Annotated in this window: 14 protein-coding genes and 1 tRNA gene; 11 read left to right on the plus strand and 4 right to left on the minus strand. The window is 65.9% G+C overall.

The features are described 5' to 3' along the window. Positions 1-33: 33 nt before the first annotated feature. Together AB4083_RS01930 and AB4083_RS01935 are read left to right on the plus strand one after the other, a co-directional pair. Positions 34-1,620, plus strand: coding sequence for a hypothetical protein (locus tag AB4083_RS01930; protein ID WP_441606070.1), 1,587 nt, complete (start codon positions 34-36; stop codon positions 1,618-1,620). 252 nt (positions 1,621-1,872) lie between these two features. After that, positions 1,873-2,421 carry a GNAT family N-acetyltransferase gene (locus tag AB4083_RS01935; RefSeq protein ID WP_441606071.1) on the plus strand — a complete coding sequence of 183 codons (549 nt, stop codon included), beginning with the start codon at positions 1,873-1,875 and terminating at the stop codon, positions 2,419-2,421. A gap of 51 nt (positions 2,422-2,472) precedes the next feature. On the opposite strand, the gene AB4083_RS01940 is transcribed toward AB4083_RS01935, so the two are convergent. Beyond that, positions 2,473-3,798, minus strand: a complete 1,326-nt coding sequence (locus tag AB4083_RS01940; RefSeq protein ID WP_441606072.1) for an MFS transporter — start codon at positions 3,796-3,798, stop codon at positions 2,473-2,475. 180 nt (positions 3,799-3,978) lie between these two features. Here AB4083_RS01940 and cyoA point away from each other — a divergent pair, with 180 nt between their 5' ends. The 7 genes from cyoA to AB4083_RS01975 all read left to right on the plus strand — a co-directional run bounded on the left by cyoA (position 3,979) and on the right by AB4083_RS01975 (position 9,361). Beyond that, on the plus strand, positions 3,979-4,899 hold the full coding sequence (gene cyoA, locus AB4083_RS01945; RefSeq protein WP_441606073.1) for a ubiquinol oxidase subunit II: 921 nt from the start codon (positions 3,979-3,981) through the stop codon (positions 4,897-4,899). Positions 4,900-4,950: 51 nt separating this feature from the next. After that, on the plus strand, positions 4,951-6,954 hold the full coding sequence (gene cyoB, locus AB4083_RS01950) for a cytochrome o ubiquinol oxidase subunit I (RefSeq protein WP_441606074.1): 2,004 nt from the start codon (positions 4,951-4,953) through the stop codon (positions 6,952-6,954). A 10-nt stretch (positions 6,955-6,964) separates the two neighbouring features. Next, positions 6,965-7,576 carry a cytochrome o ubiquinol oxidase subunit III gene (gene cyoC, locus AB4083_RS01955; RefSeq protein ID WP_441606075.1) on the plus strand — a complete coding sequence of 204 codons (612 nt, stop codon included), beginning with the start codon at positions 6,965-6,967 and terminating at the stop codon, positions 7,574-7,576. After that, positions 7,573-7,971 carry a cytochrome o ubiquinol oxidase subunit IV gene (gene cyoD / locus AB4083_RS01960; protein WP_441606076.1) on the plus strand — a complete coding sequence of 133 codons (399 nt, stop codon included), beginning with the start codon at positions 7,573-7,575 and terminating at the stop codon, positions 7,969-7,971. Before cyoC ends, cyoD begins: the two co-directional genes overlap by 4 nt. A gap of 19 nt (positions 7,972-7,990) precedes the next feature. Then, positions 7,991-8,761, plus strand: coding sequence for an SURF1 family protein (locus AB4083_RS01965; RefSeq protein ID WP_441606077.1), 771 nt, complete (start codon positions 7,991-7,993; stop codon positions 8,759-8,761). Positions 8,762-8,831: 70 nt separating this feature from the next. After that, a tRNA-Val gene (locus AB4083_RS01970) sits at positions 8,832-8,906 on the plus strand. Between the two features lie 125 nt (positions 8,907-9,031). Then, positions 9,032-9,361 (plus strand): lipid-A-disaccharide synthase N-terminal domain-containing protein, encoded by a 330-nt coding sequence (locus tag AB4083_RS01975; RefSeq protein ID WP_441606078.1) that lies wholly within the window; start codon positions 9,032-9,034, stop codon positions 9,359-9,361. Positions 9,362-9,468: 107 nt separating this feature from the next. Here the strand turns inward: AB4083_RS01975 and metH are convergent, their stop codons facing one another. The 3 genes from metH to AB4083_RS01990 are packed head-to-tail and all read right to left on the minus strand — an operon-like array spanning position 9,469 to position 14,201. After that, positions 9,469-12,156 carry a methionine synthase gene (gene metH, locus AB4083_RS01980; RefSeq protein ID WP_441606079.1) on the minus strand — a complete coding sequence of 896 codons (2,688 nt, stop codon included), beginning with the start codon at positions 12,154-12,156 and terminating at the stop codon, positions 9,469-9,471. Positions 12,157-12,160: 4 nt separating this feature from the next. Continuing rightward, a complete protein-coding gene (locus AB4083_RS01985) occupies positions 12,161-13,261 on the minus strand; it encodes a homocysteine S-methyltransferase family protein (RefSeq protein ID WP_441606080.1) in 1,101 nt (366 codons plus the stop codon). A 13-nt stretch (positions 13,262-13,274) separates the two neighbouring features. Then, on the minus strand, positions 13,275-14,201 hold the full coding sequence (locus AB4083_RS01990) for an ArsR/SmtB family transcription factor (RefSeq protein ID WP_441606081.1): 927 nt from the start codon (positions 14,199-14,201) through the stop codon (positions 13,275-13,277). A gap of 203 nt (positions 14,202-14,404) precedes the next feature. Between AB4083_RS01990 and AB4083_RS01995 the strand changes: the two genes are divergently transcribed. Continuing rightward, positions 14,405-15,565 (plus strand): acyl-CoA dehydrogenase family protein, encoded by a 1,161-nt coding sequence (locus tag AB4083_RS01995; protein ID WP_441606082.1) that lies wholly within the window; start codon positions 14,405-14,407, stop codon positions 15,563-15,565. A gap of 213 nt (positions 15,566-15,778) precedes the next feature. Further along, positions 15,779-16,963 carry a hypothetical protein gene (locus AB4083_RS02000; protein ID WP_441606083.1) on the plus strand — a complete coding sequence of 395 codons (1,185 nt, stop codon included), beginning with the start codon at positions 15,779-15,781 and terminating at the stop codon, positions 16,961-16,963. The last annotated feature ends 11 nt before the right edge of the window (positions 16,964-16,974 follow it).

A 16,974-nucleotide genomic window follows, 5' to 3' on the forward strand; every position in this document is an offset into this window, starting at 1 on the left:
GGCCTTACATCTTTCTATAGGTGACCTCTCCCTGTGACCGACTTGCATTCACGCCGCTGGCTCGCGCCCGGCGATCTCAACGGCTTCCTCGGCCTGGTGGTGGACAACCTGTCCATCATGGCCTTCCTCGCCACCGCCCTGATCGGCCTGTTCGGCTTCCCCGCCGACATCGTGTTCCTGCGCATGTTTCCCGGCACCGCCTTGGGCGTGCTGCTGGGCAACCTGGCGTATACCGTGATGGCGCGTCGGCTGGCCGCGCGTACGGGCCGCGACGATGTGACCGCGATGCCGCTGGGCCTGGATGCGCCGACCAGCATCGGCATGGCGCTGCTGGTGCTCGGTCCGGCCTTCGTGCATTTCAAGCAGGGCGGCATGGACGAAGCGGCTGCCGCGCAGGCCACCTGGGAACTGGGCATGGCCTCGCTGGTGGTGATGGGCGTGCTGAAGTTCGTGCTGTCGTTCTTCGGTGGCGCGGTGCAGCGGCATGTGCCGCGTGCGGGGCTGCTCGGCTCGATCGCCGGCATCGCGCTGGTGCTGATGGGTTTCCTGCCGCTGGTGGAGATCATGAAGGTGCCGCTGGTCGGCTTCGCCGGCTTAGGGGTAGTGCTGTACGCGCTGGTGGCGAAGGGGCGCCTGCCGTTCGGGGTGCCGGGCGTGCTGGCGGCGGTGGCGATCGGCGCCGCGCTGTATTACCTGCTGGGGCCGCTGGGCTGGCTGGGCAGCGGCTATCACGCGCCGGCGGGATGGACCTGGCGCTTCGCGCTGCCGCTGCCCACGCTGAAGTGGATGGATGGCATCGCCTATACCGTGCCGTACCTGCCGCTGATCCTGCCGTTCGGCCTGCTGATGGTGGTGGGCGGCATCAATGTCACCGAGAGTGCTCGCGCGGCCGGCGACGAATACCGCACCCGCGACATCCTGCTGGTGGAGGCGCTGGCCACCCTGGTCGCCGGCTGCTGCGGCGGCGTGGCGCAGACCACGCCGTATATCGGCCAGCCTTCGTACAAGGCGATGGGCGCGCGCAGCGGCTATACGCTGCTGACCGGCATCGTGATCGGGCTGGGCGGCGTATTCGGTTATTTGTCCAACATCGTGGAGCTGGTGCCGTTGTCGGTGCTGGCGCCGATCCTGGTGTTCGTGGCGATCGGCATCACCGTGCAGGCCTTCGAGGCGACGCCGATGCGCTATGCGGCGGCGGTGGTGTTCAGTTTCTTCCCGGCGATCGCGCGGATGGTGACGATCAAGCTGAGCGATCCGACCTATGTGTCGCCGCAGCACTTCGGCGAACTGTTCAACCAGCAGGGGCATGGCATCGCGGAGTTGGCGGTGATCACCATCCTGGGCAACGGCTTCATCATCACCGCGATGGTGTGGGCCAGCTTCGTGGTGGCGCTGATCGACGGCAAGACCGGGCGTGCCGCCTTGATCCTGCTGCTGGGTGCGGCGCTGACGCTGTTCGGATTGATCCATTCGGTGGATCCGGCCGGCGGCGTGTATCTGCCCTGGTTGCTCGACGCTGGAGCGCGCAGTCTGGTGTGGCAATTTGCCGGAGCTTACGGCGCACTTGCCGGCGTCCTGCTCTTGCTCAGCCTGCAGCGTGCGAAAGCATCGGCCGTATGACATAGGCCGAACGGAAGAGAGCGATGACAAGAGACCCGTCAACGACGGGTCTTTTTTTGCGTTGTGGATCACACGCACGCAGGGCACCGGAATTCAGGCAGGCTGGGCGCAACTCATTGCGCCGCGAAATGGCTAGCCTGACAATCGGAGCGCATCGTTGCGGGCGCATCCTGGCAGGGACTGCCACGTCGCGAGGCGAAGGGGTTGGAAGCCCCGGCAGTCGAGTCGGAATGCTTTGCTTGGGGGAAGTCGATGCTGCTCAACAACGCCAGCCTGGTGGTTGACGACCGCGTCGTCCTTGGACCTGGTGAGCCCTGGGATATCTTTTTCTTCGTCGGCGAAATCGTCGCCGGCGCGCGCGAGGGGCATTTCGCCTGCGCTTCGATGAGTCATGCGATGCGCAAGCACGGCCTGGCCTGCGCCAAGGCCATCCTGGCCAGCCGGCTGCCGTGGCGCCGTTCCGCCGGCAGCCGGTTTGTCGTCGCGCGCAAGGGCGGCGAAGTACTGGGCGCGATGCTGCTGAGGGACGAGAAGCTTGAGGATGGCACGCCCTCCCTCCTGCTCGAATACCTGGTGGTGGCGGCGTCCGCCCGCCGGGCCGGCGTCGGTCGGCTGCTGGTGGACTATGCGTTGCGCCGCGCGCCGGTCGGCGGGGTGGAGTGCTTCTGCACCGACTTCTCGCGCAGCATGCAGCGCCTGCTCAAGCGGCAAGGTTTCGTGCGCACGCATCGCGCCAAGGAAATCCAGGTCAACGCGGACAGCCGCATCGCGATGCCGGCGCGCTTTTTCTGGAAGCCATGATGCAAAAGGCCCGGCATCGCCGGGCCTTTTGCATATGCACGTAGCCGCTGCTCAGTCGCGCGATTCGAGCGCCCGGTTCAGGCGCAGCGCGCCCAGCGTGCAGATCGCGCCGGACAGCAGGTACACCGTCACCGCGCCCAGCCCGAACTTGCTCGACAGCCCCAGCGCCACCAGCGGCGCGAACGCGGCGCCGATCAGCCAGGCCAGGTCGGTGGTGAGGGCCGCGCCGGTGTAGCGGAAGCGGATCGGGAAGTTCGAGGTCACCGTGCCGGCGGACTGGCCGTAGGAAAGTCCCAGCAGGGCGAAGCCGATCAGGATGAAGGCATCCTGCGCGGCGCGGCTGCCGCCGAGCAGCCAGGGCGCGAAGAAGCTGAAGATGCCGATCAGGGCGGCCAGCACGCCCAGGGTGGTGCGGCGGCCGATGCGGTCGGCGACCAGGCCCGAGGCGATGGTGCCCAGGATGCCCACGCCCGCGCCGATCACCTGGATCAGCAGCACGTCGTTGACCGGCTGGGTCGAGCCCAGGCTGATCCACGACAGCGGGAACACCGTGACCAGGTGGAACAGCGCATAGCTGGCCAGGGCCGCGAACGCGCCCAGGAAGATGTTGTAGTCCTGCTTGCGCAGCATCTCGAAGATGCCGATCGGCTCGAGCGCGCTCTCTTCCATCGCCTGCGTGTATTCCTCGGTCACCACCAGGCGCAGGCGGGCGAACAGCGCCACCACGTTGATGGCGAACGCCACGAAGAACGGATAGCGCCAGCCCCAGCTGAGGAAGTCCTCGCTGGACAGCTGGCTGTGCAGGAACAGGAACAGCGCACTGGCCAGCATGAAGCCGATCGGCGCGCCGAGCTGGCCGAGCATGGCGTACCAGCCGCGGCGGCCCTTCGGCGTATTGAGCGCCAGCAGCGAGGGCAGGCCGTCCCAGGAGCCGCCGAAGGCAATGCCCTGCAGCAGGCGGAAGAACGCCAGCAGCGCGATGGCGCGCCAGCCCAGCGTCTCGAAGCCGGGCAGGAAGGCCATGCCCACGGTCGAGCTGCCCAGCAGGAACAGCGCCGCGGTGAGCTTGGTGCCGCGGCTCCAGCGGCGCTGGATGGTCATGAACAGGGCGGTGCCGAACGGGCGCGCCACGAAGGCCAGGGCGAAGATAACGAAGGACAGCAGCAGCCCGTGCAGGCGGTCGCGGAACGGGAAGAACACCTGCGGGAACACCAGCACCGAGGCGATGCCGAAGACGAAGAAGTCGAAGTACTCGGAGGCGCGCCCGATCACCACGCCGACGGCGATCTCGCCGGGGGCGACGTGCGAGTGGCCGGGGGCGGGTGTGTCCTGCTGCGCCGCGTCGGTGGATCCGTGCTGATCGAAAGTGCTCGACATCGCCATGCTTGAACTTGAGAACGGGGGAGGTTCGCGCAAGGATCGCACCGGTGGCGTTTAATCGCCATGAGACAAAGTGTCCTATTCCGCGGTGCAGCACGCGTAGGTTAACTTTCCGGGTCTCCCCACATGCTTCGGCTTCCCTTCCGGCCCATGTCCTCCAAGGCTCTCCGCGGACTGTTGCTCCCCGCCGTCCTGCTGCTGTCGGGCTGCCAGACCGTGCTTATGTCGCCCTCCGGCGACATGGCGGTGCAGCAGCGCGACATCATCATCATCTCGCTGGTGCTGATGCTGCTCATCGTCATACCGGTGATCGGCCTCACCCTGTTCTTCGCCTGGCGTTACCGGGCGTCCAACCAGAAGGCCACCTACAAGCCGGATTGGGACCACTCCACCGTGCTGGAGCTGCTGATCTGGTCGGCCCCGCTGCTGATCATCATCGCGCTGGGCGCGCTGACCTGGGTCAGCACGCACAAGCTGGACCCGTTCCGGCCGCTGGAGCGTATCTCGCAAGGCCGTGAGATTCCGGCCGGGGTCAAGCCGCTGGAAGTTGACGTGGTCGCGCTGGACTGGAAATGGTTGTTCATCTATCCGGAGCAGGGCATTGCCACGGTGAACGAGCTGGCCGCGCCGGTCGACCGCCCGATCCAGTTCAAGATCACCGCCTCGACCGTGATGAACTCCTTCTTCATCCCCACCCTGGCCGGCCAGATCTACGCCATGCCGGGCATGGAGACCAAGCTGCACGCGGTGATCAACCGGCCGGGCAGCTATGAAGGCATCTCGGCCAACTACAGCGGCGCCGGCTTCTCGGGCATGCATTTCAAGTTTTTAGGTCTTAGCGAAGGCGAGTTCGAGCAGTGGGTGGCCAAGGCGAAGGACGGCGGCGCGTTGACCCGCGAAAGCTATCTGCAGCTGGAGAAGCCCAGCGAGAACGAACCCGTGCGCCGCTATGCCAGCGTCGCGCCCGACCTGTATCCCGCTATCGTCAATCTCTGTGTCGCGCCGGGTACGCCGTGCATGCACGAGACCATGGCCAAGGACGCGGCTCGCGCCGGCAAGCCCACCGGCGAGCACGACATGTCGCACATGGAGCACTGACCGTGCGCCGTCCGATTCGCCTTACGCATTACGCCTTACCGGGTGTCCACGATGTCTGACCATCCCGATCTGACCAAACTCATCTTCGGCCGTCTCAGCTGGGACGCGCTCCCGTTGCATGAGCCCATCCTGCTGGTCACCTTCGCCGCCGTCGCCCTCGGTGGCCTGGTGCTGTTCGGCCTGATCACCAAGTACCGCCTGTGGGGCTATCTCTGGCACGAGTGGTTCACCAGCATCGACCACAAGAAGATCGGCATCATGTACATGGTGCTGGGCCTGGTGATGCTGCTGCGCGGGTTTTCCGACGCGATCATGATGCGCCTGCAGCAGGCGATCTCCTTCGGCGACAACCTGGGCTACCTGCCGCCGCACCACTACGACCAGGTCTTCACCGCCCATGGCGTGATCATGATCTTCTTCGTGGCGATGCCGATCGTGACCGGCCTGATGAACTACGTGGTGCCGCTGCAGATCGGCGCGCGCGACGTGGCGTTCCCGTTCCTCAATAACTTCAGCTTCTGGATGACCACCGCCGGCGCCGTGCTGGTGATGGCCTCGCTGTTCGTGGGCGAGTTCGCGCGCACCGGCTGGCTGGCGTATCCGCCGCTGTCGGGCATCCTGGCCAGTCCGGATGTCGGCGTGGACTACTACATATGGTCCTTGCAGATAGCCGGCGTGGGCACCTTGCTATCGGGCGTCAACCTGCTGGTGACCATCATCAAGATGCGCGCGCCGGGCATGAAGCTGATGCAGATGCCGGTGTTCACCTGGACCGCGCTGTGCACCAACGTACTGATCATCGCCGCCTTCCCGGTGCTGACCGCGGTGCTGGCGCTGCTGTCGCTGGACCGGTACCTGGGCACCCACATGTTCACCAACGAGCTTGGCGGCAACGCCATGATGTACGTGAACCTGATCTGGATCTGGGGCCATCCGGAGGTCTACATCCTGATCCTGCCGATGTTCGGCGTGTTCTCCGAGGTAGTCTCCACCTTCGCCCGCAAACGCCTGTTCGGCTACACCTCGATGGTGTACGCCTCGATCGTGATCACCGTGCTGGCCTACCTGGTGTGGCTGCATCACTTCTTCACCATGGGCTCGGGCGCGAGCGTGAACTCGTTCTTCGGCATCACCACGATGATCATCTCGATCCCCACCGGCGCGAAGATCTTCAACTGGCTGTTCACCATGTACCGCGGCCGCATCCAGTTCGAGCTGCCGATGATGTGGACGCTGGCCTTCATGGTCACCTTCGTGATCGGCGGCATGACCGGCGTGCTGCTGGCGGTGCCGCCGGCGGACTTCTCGCTGCACAACAGCCTGTTCCTGATCGCGCATTTCCATAACGTGATCATCGGCGGCGTGCTGTTCGGTGCGTTCGCGGCGATCAACTTCTGGTTCCCCAAGGCGTTCGGCTTCAAGCTCGACGTGTTCTGGGGCAAGTGCTCTTTCTGGCTGTGGGTGGTGGGCTTCTACTTCGCCTTCATGCCGCTGTACGTGCTGGGCCTGATGGGCGTGACCCGCCGCATCAGCCACTTCGAGGACTCCTCGCTGCAGATCTGGTTCCAGATCGCCGCGTTCGGCGCGGTGCTGATCGCGCTGGGCATCGGCGCGATGCTGATCCAGTTCGTGGTGAGCTTCCTGCGCCGCGACCAGTTGCGCGACGTCACCGGCGATCCCTGGGACGGCCGCACGCTGGAGTGGTCGACCTCCTCGCCGCCGCCGGCCTACAACTTCGCCTTCACCCCGGTGGTGCACGATGGCGACGCCTGGTGGCAGATGAAGCAGCTGGGCTGGCAGCGGCCGCTGTCCGGCTTTATCGATATCCACATGCCGAAGAACACCGGTGCCGGCATCATCCTGGCCGGCATCAGCACGGTGCTGGGCTTCGCCATGATCTGGCAGATGTGGCTGATCGCCGCCGTGGCCTTCGTGTCCCTGCTGGCCGTGGCGATCGGGCATACCTTCAACTACAACCGCGAGTACTACATCCAGGCCGCCGACGTGGCCCGGGTGGAGTCGGCGCGCACGGAGCAGCTGGCCAGCCATGTCTAACGCCAACGCCATGACTGCGGTTCCGGGCGAGCCGCTGAAGTTCCACCAGGAAACCGAGCACCATCCGGAGAACGGCACGCTGCTCGGTTTCTGGCTGTACCTGATGAGCGACTGCCTCATCTTCGCCTGCCTGTTCGCGGTGTACGGCGTGCTGGGCCGCAGCTATGCCGGTGGCCCGACCGGCGCGGAAGTGTTCGAGCTGCCGCTGGTGGCGCTCAACACCTCGCTGCTGCTGCTGTCGTCGATCACCTATGGCTTCGCCATGCTGGAGATGCAGCGCAACCGGGTGAACGGCACCCTGGTGTGGCTGGTCATCACCGGCCTGCTCGGCGCCGGCTTTATCGGGATCGAGCTGTACGAGTTCGGCCATCTGATCGCCGAGGGCAATGGCCCGCAGCGCAGTGCGTTCCTGTCCTCGTTCTTCACCCTGGTCGGCACGCACGGCCTGCACGTGAGCTGCGGCATCCTGTGGCTGATCACGCTGATGGTGCAGGTCAAGCGCAAGGGCCTGATCGGGCCGAACAAGCGCCGCCTGTGGTGCCTGTCGATGTTCTGGCACTTTCTCGACGTGGTGTGGATCGGCGTCTTCAGCTTTGTCTATCTGATGGGAGTGCTGCCGTGAGCGCGCATACCGACGTCCATGCTGCGCACGACGGCCATGGCCACGACGAGCATCACGACGACGGCATCGGCCACGTCTCGCTGAAGGGTTACGCCATCGGCTTCGTGCTGGCGGTGCTGCTTACCGCGGTGCCGTTCGCGCTGGTGATGAGCGGCGGCCTGAAGGATCCCAGCGCCACGGCGTTCGTGATCCTCGGCTTCGCCGCCGTGCAGATCGTGGTGCACATGGTGTACTTCCTGCACATGAACGCGAAGTCGGAGGGCGGCTGGAACATGCTGGCCCTGATCTTTACCGCGGTGCTGGTGCTGATCACCTTGAGCGGTTCGATCTGGGTGATGTATCACCTCAATCACAACATGATGCCGGCCCTGATGGACCCGCGGAACCTGCCGTGAGCTTCCCTGCGGCGGTGCCATGCCTCGGCTAGGCGCCGCCGACACGCTCGAACGCGGCCCGCGCGGGCCGCTGGCGTTATCCCTGCTGGCGCTGTTCGCACTGCTCGCTTTCGCAGGCTTTATCGCGCTCGGCACCTGGCAGGTGCAGCGTCTGGCGTGGAAGCGCGAGCTGATCGCCCGCGTCGAGCAGCGCGTGCAGGCGCCGGCGGTTGCGGCGCCCACACCGTCCGAATGGCCCGCGGTGACCGCGGCCAGCCACGAATATCGCCACGTGCGCCTGGCCGGCGCCTTCCTTTATGCGCAGCAGGTGCTGGTCACGGCGAGCACTGCGCTGGGCAGCGGCTATTGGGTGATGACGCCGCTGCGCCAGGCCGATGGTTCGATCGTGCTGGTCAACCGCGGCTTCGTGCCGACCGAGGCCTGCGGGCGCGACGGACGTTGCGCGCCGGGGCCCGAGGGCGAGGTGGTGGTCACCGGCCTGTTGCGCACGCCCGAGACGAAGGCATTCCTGCGCCACAACGATCCGGCGCATGCACGCTGGTATGCGCGCGACGTGCAGGCGATCGCCGCGGCGCGCGGGCTGGGTGCGGTGGCGCCGTTCTTCGTCGATGCGGATGCCGATCCGGCGCATGCCGATGCATGGCCGCGCGGCGGACTGACCGTCACCCGCTTTCCCAACAACCATCTGAGCTACCTGATCACCTGGTACGTGCTGGCCTTGATGGTGCTGCTGGCGGCGGGCTATGTGGGGCGCCACGAATACCGGCTGCGCAAGCGCCGGGCGGGCTAGGGCGGCGAGAATCTTCGCCCGCGGGCATTGACCTGCCTGTGAACTCCCCGTATAGTTTCGCGCTTCCGGCGGGCGGTTAGCTCAGCGGTAGAGCACTGCCTTCACACGGCAGGTGTCACAAGTTCGATCCTTGTACCGCCCACCAACCCGATCGAAAAGAAGGCCACCTCCGCGGTGGCCTTCTTGTTTTCGCGCCATGCCACCCTGCCGAAAAGGCATGGGCAGCAGCCCCGTTTACAATGCCCCGGCTGACCCGGACGGACTATCGCCATGCACGAAGCTCTCACCAACCTGCACCTGATCACGCTGACGCCGTGGAAAGTCATCGGCCTGCTCGGCACGCTGCTGTTCACCGCGCGCTGGTTCGTGCAGTTCTACGCCACCAAGAAGCAGAAGAAAGTGGTGGTGCCGATGTCGTTCTGGTACCTGTCGGTGGCCGGCAGCGTGCTGACCCTGGCTTATTTCATCTGGGGCAAGAACGATTCGGTCGGCATCATCCAGACTGCGTTCCCGATGCTGGTGTCGATCTACAACGTGTTTTCGCATTTGCGCCAGCACAAGCCGGAGACGGTGCGGCCGGGTGGTCCCGAAGAGACCTGAGGGCGCGTAGGTTGGGGTGAGCGCAGCGAACCCCAACGTCGTCACCGCCATACGCCTGGCAGCGTTGGGGTTCGCTGTGCTCACCCCAACCTACGCCGATCGCGCCCTCAATCCGGGTCGTAATCCAAATTCGGCGCCAGCCACCGCTCCGCCTCCTCGCGCGTCCAGCCCTTGCGCTTCGCGTAGTCCTCGACCTGCTCGCGGGTCAGGCGCCCCACCACGAAATACTGGCTGTCCGGATGCGAGAAGTACCAGCCGGACACCGCCGCCGTGGGATACATGGCATAGCCTTCGGTCAGCTCGATGCCGGTGTTGGCGGTCGCGTCCAGCAGCTTGAACAGCGTGCTTTTCTCGGTGTGATCCGGACAGGCCGGATAACCGGGAGCCGGGCGGATGCCGCGGTACTTCTCGTCGATCAGCGCCTCGTTGTCCAAAGCCTCGTCCGGCGCATAACCCCAGAATTCGCGGCGCACGCGCTGGTGCATGCGTTCGGCGAAGGCTTCGGCCAGGCGGTCGGCCAGGGCCTTGAGCAGGATCGACGAGTAGTCGTCGTGCTCCGCTTCGAAGCGCGCCACATGTTCTTCGATGCCGACGCCCGCGGTGACCGCGAAACCGCCGACCCAGTCGTGCTTGCCGGCTTCCTTCGGTGCGACGAAATCGCCCAGTGCGAAATCCGGACGGTCCACCGGCTTGTCCGCCTGCTGGCGCAGGTGGCGCAGCGTGGCGAGCCTGCGGCCGTCGTCGCCGTAGACCTCGGTGTCGTCGCCGACCTGGGCTGCGGGCCAGAAGCCGATCACCGCGCGTGCGGTCAGCCAGCGCTCGGCGATGATGCGGTCGAGCATCGCCTGCGCGTCGCGGAACAATTCGCTGGCCTGGGTGCCGACGATCTCGTCCGTGAGGATGGCCGGATAGCGTCCCGCCAGTTCCCAGGCCTGGAAGAACGGCGTCCAGTCGATGTAGGTGCGCAGCTCGGCCAGGTCGTAATCGTCGAACACCGTAATGCCTGGCTGGCGCGGCTGCGGTGGCTCGTACGCGGCCCAGTCGCCGCGGTAGCGCTGCGCACGGGCCTTCTCCAGCGGGACCAGGCTTTTGCCGGGGCCGCGGTTGCGATGGCGCTCGCGCACTTCTTCGTAATCGGCGCGCACCTTGGCCATGAAGTTGTCGACCAGGTCCTTGCTGACCAGCGACTGCGCCACGCCGACAGCGCGCGAGGCGTCCTTCACCCACACGGTGGGCGCCTTGTAGTGCGGGTCGATCTTCAGCGCCGTGTGCGCACGCGAGGTGGTGGCGCCGCCGATCAGCAGCGGGATGCTGAATTCCTGCCGCTGCATCTCGCGCGCGACGTGGCTCATTTCCTCCAGCGAGGGCGTGATCAGGCCGGACAGGCCGATCAGGTCGGCCTTGTGCTCGCGCGCGGCCTCCAGGATCTTCTGCGCCGGCACCATCACGCCCAGGTCGATCACCTCGAAGTTGTTGCAGCGGAGCACCACGCCGACGATGTTCTTGCCGATGTCGTGCACGTCGCCCTTGACCGTGGCCATCACGATGGTGCCGTTGTTCTTGCCGACGTCACCGGTGCGGGCCTTCTCTTCTTCGATATACGGCAGCAGGTAGGCCACCGCCTTCTTCATCACGCGGGCGGACTTGACCACCTGCGGCAGGAACATCTTGCCGGCGCCGAACAGATCGCCGACCACGTTCATGCCGTCCATCAGCGCGCCTTCGATCACATCCAGCGCGCGCGTCGAGAGCTGGCGCGCTTCTTCGGTGTCGGCGTCGACGAAGGCGTCGATGCCGTGCACCAGGGCGTGGCTGAGGCGCTCGCGCACCGGCTTCTCGCGCCAGGCCAGGTTCTCGACGACGACTTCGCCTTTCTTTGCCTTGAAGTTGTCGGCGATTTCCAGCAGGCGCTCGGTGGCGTCGGCGCGGCGGTTCAGCACCACGTCTTCGACGCGATCGCGCAGCTCGGCCGGCACGTCGTCGTAGATCATCAGCGCACCGGCGTTGACGATGCCCATGTCCATGCCGGCCTTGATGGCGTGGTACAGGAATACCGAATGGATCGCCTCGCGCACGGTGTTGTTGCCGCGGAACGAGAACGAGACGTTGGAAACGCCGCCGGAAATATGGCTGAGCGGGAAGCGCCGCTTCAGCTCGCGAGTGGCCTCGATAAAGTCCACCGCGTAGTTGTTGTGTTCCTCGATGCCGGTGGCGATGGCGAAGATGTTGGGGTCGAACACGATGTCTTCGGGCGGGAAGTCGAGCTGTTCGGTCAGCAGCGCATAGGCGCGCGAACAGATTTCCACCTTGCGCTCGCAGGTGTCGGCCTGGCCCTGCTCGTCGAAGGCCATCACCACCACCGCGGCGCCGTACTGCTGCACCTTGCGCGCGTGTTCGAGGAACAGTTCCTCGCCTTCCTTCATCGAGATCGAGTTGACGATGCCCTTGCCCTGCAGGCAGCGCAGGCCGGCTTCGAGCACGCTCCACTTGGACGAGTCGACCATCACCGGCACCCGGGCGATGTCCGGTTCGGCGGCGATCAGATTGAGGAAGCGGGTCATCGCCGCTTCCGAATCGATCAGGCCTTCGTCCATGTTGACGTCGATGATCTGCGCACCGCTGGCGACCTGCTGGCGCGCCACGTCGACGGCTTCCTCGTAGCGCTCTTCCTTGATCAGCTTGCGGAACTGCGCGGAGCCGGTGACGTTGGTGCGTTCGCCCACGTTGACGAACAGCAGGTCGGGAGTGATGACCAGCGGTTCGAGGCCGGACAGTCGGGTATGGCGTGCGCTCATCGGATCAGGCAGCTTCAGCGGCATCGGTGGAGGGGAGGGCGCGCGGCGCGCAGTCGCGCACGGCGTCGGCGATCGCCTTGATATGGGCCGGCGTGGTGCCGCAGCAGCCGCCGACCAGGTTGAGCAGGCCGTCGCGGGCGAAACCGCCGATCACCGCGGCCATCTGTTCCGGTGTTTCGTCGTATTCGCCGAAGGCGTTGGGCAGGCCGGCGTTCGGATGGGTGCTGACGAAGCAGTCGGCGACCTGGGCCAGGGTCTGCACGTGCGGACGCAGGTCGGCGGCGCCGAGCGCGCAATTGAGGCCCACGGTGAGCGGGCGCGCATGCGCGACGGAGTAGTAGAACGCTTCGGCCGTCTGGCCCGACAAGGTGCGGCCGGAACGGTCGGTGATGGTGCCGGAGATCATCACCGGCAGGCGCGCGCCGCGCGCGCGGAACAGTTCGCTGATGGCGAACAGCGCGGCCTTGGCGTTGAGCGTGTCGAAGATGGTCTCGACCATGATCAGGTCCGCGCCGCCGTCGACCAGGCCACCGGCGGCCTCGGTGTAGTTGGCGGCCAGTTCCTCGAAGCTGACGTTGCGGAAGCCCGGATCATTGACGTCCGGCGACAGCGAGGCGGTGCGGCTGGTGGGGCCGAGCACGCCGATCACGAAGCGCGGCTGGTCCGGCGTCTTTGCGGTCCACGCATCGCAGGCCGCGCGGGCCAGGCGCGCGCCTTCCAGGTTCAGCTCGTGCGCCAGGTGCTCCAGGTGGTAGTCGGCCTGGCTGATGCGCGTGCTGTTGAAGGTGTTGGTCTCGACCAGGTCGGCGCCGGCTTCGAGGTAGGCCTCGTGCACGCCGCGGATGATCGCCGGCTGGGTCAGCGTGAGCAGGTCGTTGTTGCCCTTGAGGTCGCAGCCAGGGTGATCGCCGTGCGCGTCGTCATGATGATGCGCGTGGGTGCCGTCGTGGCCGCCGGCGAAGCGCTCGCCGCGAAAGCCTTCCTCTTCCAGCCGGTGGCCCTGCAGCATGGTGCCCATGCCGCCGTCGATGATCAGGATGCGCTTGCGCAGCGCGGCGTCGAGCAGGGCGACGCGGTCGGGGTGGAGCCAGGGCAGGGCGCTCATGCGGGTGTTCTCCTTACGGCTTGCGTGCGAGCAGGCTGATCACCTCGAAATGAGGGGCCTTGCGCTCGCGGCTCAGGCGGGTACAGCTGATGTCTTCCAGGCCCGCGCGGCGCGCGTAGCCGGAGAGCTCTTCCTGGGAAAACCCCAGATTCCGGTGATCGAACGGTTCCACCACCGCGCGGTGGTCGTGCCGGCCCAGGGTCACCGCCAGCAGGCGGCCGCCCGGGCGCAGCAGGTGCGAGGCCTCGGCCACGGCCTGGGCCGGCTGCTCGGCATAAGTGAGGGCGTGCAGCATCAACACCAGGTCGAAGCGGCGCTCGCCCAGGTCCAGCGCATGCATGTCGCCCTGGCGCACCTCGACGTTGGCGAACGGCTGCAGGCGCTGGGCGGCGGCTTCGACCACGCGTTCGCTGGAGTCCACGCAGACGATCGAGCGCGCATGCGGCGCCAGCAGTTCGGCGGTGATGCCGTCGCCGGAGGCGATATCCAGCACGTCGCCGGTTTCCAGCAGTTGCAGCAGCGAGCGGGTGAGGGTTTCCCAGGTGCGGCCGGGCGAGTAGTGGCGTTCCATGTCGCCGGCCACGGTGTCGGCCCAGCCGGCCTCGCTGGCGCGCTGGGCCAGCACGGCGGGCAGGCGCGCGGCGTCCTCGCGCAGCAGGGCGTCGTCGATGCTGTCGCGCAGCGAGCGGATCAGGTCGTGCTGGCGCTCGTCGCCTTCCATGTTGGCGCGGTAGTAGGCGGACACGCCGGCGCGGCGGTCGCGCACCAGCTCGGCCTCCTTGAGCTTGGCCAGGTGGGTGGACACGCGCGGCTGCGCCAGGCGCAGCACGGCGGCCAGCTCGGCGACGGTGAGTTCTTCGCGTTCGAGCAGGGCCAGCAGGCGTACCCGGGTGGGGTCGGCCAGCAGGCGCAGAACGCTGGAAGCGGTGGCTAGATCCATGCCGCATCCTTATATCGCGATGGAGAGATGCGAAAGGCTAGGACGGGACCGGGGGGGCGTCAAGCGACAAATTCCGGAACGGGCGCGGCGGCGGCTGCGGAACAGGGCGGGCGGCCTTCTGTTGCAGCGCACACGGGCCTTTTCCCCATGCCGGCTAAAATAGCGGGCTAGCTTTTCCACCTTGCCCTCCCCGGAGTCCCCCCATGGATTTCAGCTTTACCGAAGACCAGCTTTCGATTCAGTCCATTGCCCGCGATTTCGCCCAGAAGCGGATCGTGCCGGTCGCCGCCGAGCTGGACGCCAAGGGCGAGTTCCCGCTGGAGAACATCCGCGAGATGGGCCAGCTCGGCCTGATGGGCATCGAAGTGCCGCACGAGTACGGCGGCGCCGGCATGGACCCGATCGCCTACGTGCTGGCGATGATCGAGATCGCCGCCGCCGACGCGGCCACCGCCACCGTGATGTCGGTGAACAATTCGCTGTTCTGCAACGGCATCCTCAAGCACGGCAACGAGGAGCAGAAGCAGAAGTACGTGCGCGCCATCGCCCAGGGCGAGGCGATCGGCGCCTATGCGCTGACCGAGCCGCAGTCCGGCTCCGACGCCTCGGCCATGCACACCCGCGCCACCAGGAATGCCGATGGCGACTGGGTGATCAACGGCAACAAGAGCTGGATCACCTCCGGTCCGGTGGCGCGCTACATCGTGCTGTTCGCCATCACCACGCCGGGTATCGGCGCCAAGGGTGTGTCGGCCTTCATCATCGACACGCAGCTGCCGGGCTTCGTGGCCGGCAAGACCGAACCCAAGCTCGGCATCCGCGCCTCGGCCACCTGCGAGATCGAATTCAGCGACTACGTATGCCCGAAGGAAAACCTGCTGGGCGAGGAGGGCAAGGGCTTCTCCATCGCCATGGGCGTGCTGGACGCCGGCCGCATCGGCATCGCCTCGCAGTCGGTCGGCATCGCCCGCGCTGCCTACGAAGCCACCCTGCAGTGGTCGCGCGACCGCAAGGCCTTCGGCCAGCCGATCGGCAGCTTCCAGATGACCCAGGCCAAGATCGCCGACATGAAGTGCAAGCTCGACGCGGCTACCTTGCTGACCCTGCGCGCCGCCTGGACCAAGGGCCAGACCGAGAAGCACGGCGGCCGTTTCGGCACCGAGGCTTCGGTGGCCAAGCTGGTCGCCTCCGAGGCGGCGATGTGGATCGCCCACCAGGCCGTGCAGATCCACGGCGGCATGGGCTATTCGAAGGAGATGCCGCTGGAGCGCTATTTCCGCGACGCCAAGATCACCGAGATCTACGAAGGCACCAGCGAGATCCAGCGCCTGGTGATCGCGCGCGCCGAGACCGGGCTGCGCTGAGGCGAGGATTCCGGTGTTGAAGAAAGAGGTCCGATTTTTTGGACCTCTTTTTTTTGAGCCACGAGGAAAGTGGCTCGATATTTTCGCAGCGCTGGGATGTGCTTTTCGGACTCCAGGCGATGGCAGCTGCTGCCATCGAGCGCAATAGTCGCCCGTGTGCTCATCGGCGGGAATGTCTTGCCACAAGGAGCCGGGAGGACACACTTGAAATGCATGGGGCTGTGCAAGTTTCTCGGCGCCATATCGCTCGTCTGCTTTCCGCCGCTGGCTTTGGCCGACTACGCGTGTACGCGAGACAGATGGCACCCCGATCCGGAAGTCTTTGATACCGGCCTTGGTAAGGACGTCGACACGCTGGCTTATGTTTCGTCCATGCTCTATTCGGATATCCGGAATCTCCTTAGGAATCGCTGGACCTTCCACCGCGATCCTGCACGAGGCTATGTCGAACGACCTGAAGGGAAGACGCCAGGCAAGATAACCATCCAGGACGTTGCCGCCACGGAGACGGCGACATCGGGGTTGTCGCATGAGATAGGGCACGCGTTCTACAAACCCAGGCTCAACTTTTCGTCCAGGCAAAAGTTCATCGCAGAGCGATGCCTCGACGAGGGGCATGCGCTGGTCAAGAACATCGCCGCAAGGGACGCCATCCGTGCTTGCGATGGTTTGCGGGGAGGGGGAGTGGATGTCGGTCTGGTGGCCGCCAGGCCATGGGAGCCGTACTACGAGCTTATGACCAGAAGCCGGCCGCTCGACGTCGGCACGCTGGGCATGATGTTCTGCGAGTCCAATATTGCCTCCGGGAGTGGCGGCCAGTCCTACGTCCAGATGCTTGGTGCCTGGTATGACGAGCACCACGGCCAACGTGGCGCGCGCGCGACCCCGCGTGCGGGCATAGGCGAGAGCTTCTGGCAGCGCGTGGATCAACTGGCCCGGACCCTTCCGCTTGGCTTCGATGAGCTCATCGCCATCTGGCCGTCCACGGGCATCGCGGAGGACCGCGCTGCGGCATCTACATCGGATGGGAAGGTCTATCGGAGTACGGGCTCGGCCCTTTTCAGCGGGCCGATGTCCGTCACGGCATCCCGGCTGCTGGTCGACGAACATCGCGGCGTCGAAGGAGCAAACCTGGATCTTGCCGGCGTCTGCATACGCATGCGGGATCTGACGGACCGTTATCCGGACATCGTCATGACCGACGCGCCGACTGGCCACCACATGACCGGCCCGGCGAGTTTCTCGCGTTACGGGTTGTGGGGCGAAATCACCTATACGTTCTATTTCGAGGGGCCGCGCAAGGGCTGTCTCGGCAGGATTTCGTTCGATCCTTCGCCTACCGTCGCGCAACCGCTTCCCCGCTTTATCGACCCGCCGCAACTCCGCTGGCGTTGGTAGCGCCCGGAAAG

The sequence above is a fragment of the Dyella sp. 2RAB6 genome (genome assembly GCF_052115385.1).
Classification (GTDB): domain Bacteria; phylum Pseudomonadota; class Gammaproteobacteria; order Xanthomonadales; family Rhodanobacteraceae; genus Dyella_D.

Excerpts from the sequence above, each read along its gene's own strand:
- AB4083_RS01935 (WP_441606071.1), top strand. The coding sequence starts at position 1,873 with ATGCTGCTCAACAACGCCAGCCTGGTGGTTGACGACCGCGTCGTCCTT.
- AB4083_RS01985 (WP_441606080.1), bottom strand. The coding sequence starts at position 13,261 with ATGAGCGCCCTGCCCTGGCTCCACCCCGACCGCGTCGCCCTGCTCGAC.
- AB4083_RS01975 (WP_441606078.1), top strand. The coding sequence starts at position 9,032 with ATGCACGAAGCTCTCACCAACCTGCACCTGATCACGCTGACGCCGTGG.
- AB4083_RS01990 (WP_441606081.1), bottom strand. The coding sequence starts at position 14,201 with ATGGATCTAGCCACCGCTTCCAGCGTTCTGCGCCTGCTGGCCGACCCC.
- AB4083_RS01940 (WP_441606072.1), bottom strand. The coding sequence starts at position 3,798 with ATGTCGAGCACTTTCGATCAGCACGGATCCACCGACGCGGCGCAGCAG.
- cyoC (WP_441606075.1), top strand. The coding sequence starts at position 6,965 with ATGACTGCGGTTCCGGGCGAGCCGCTGAAGTTCCACCAGGAAACCGAG.
- AB4083_RS01965 (WP_441606077.1), top strand. The coding sequence starts at position 7,991 with ATGCCTCGGCTAGGCGCCGCCGACACGCTCGAACGCGGCCCGCGCGGG.
- cyoB (WP_441606074.1), top strand. The coding sequence starts at position 4,951 with ATGTCTGACCATCCCGATCTGACCAAACTCATCTTCGGCCGTCTCAGC.
- AB4083_RS02000 (WP_441606083.1), top strand. The coding sequence starts at position 15,779 with ATGGGGCTGTGCAAGTTTCTCGGCGCCATATCGCTCGTCTGCTTTCCG.
- AB4083_RS01995 (WP_441606082.1), top strand. The coding sequence starts at position 14,405 with ATGGATTTCAGCTTTACCGAAGACCAGCTTTCGATTCAGTCCATTGCC.
- metH (WP_441606079.1), bottom strand. The coding sequence starts at position 12,156 with ATGAGCGCACGCCATACCCGACTGTCCGGCCTCGAACCGCTGGTCATC.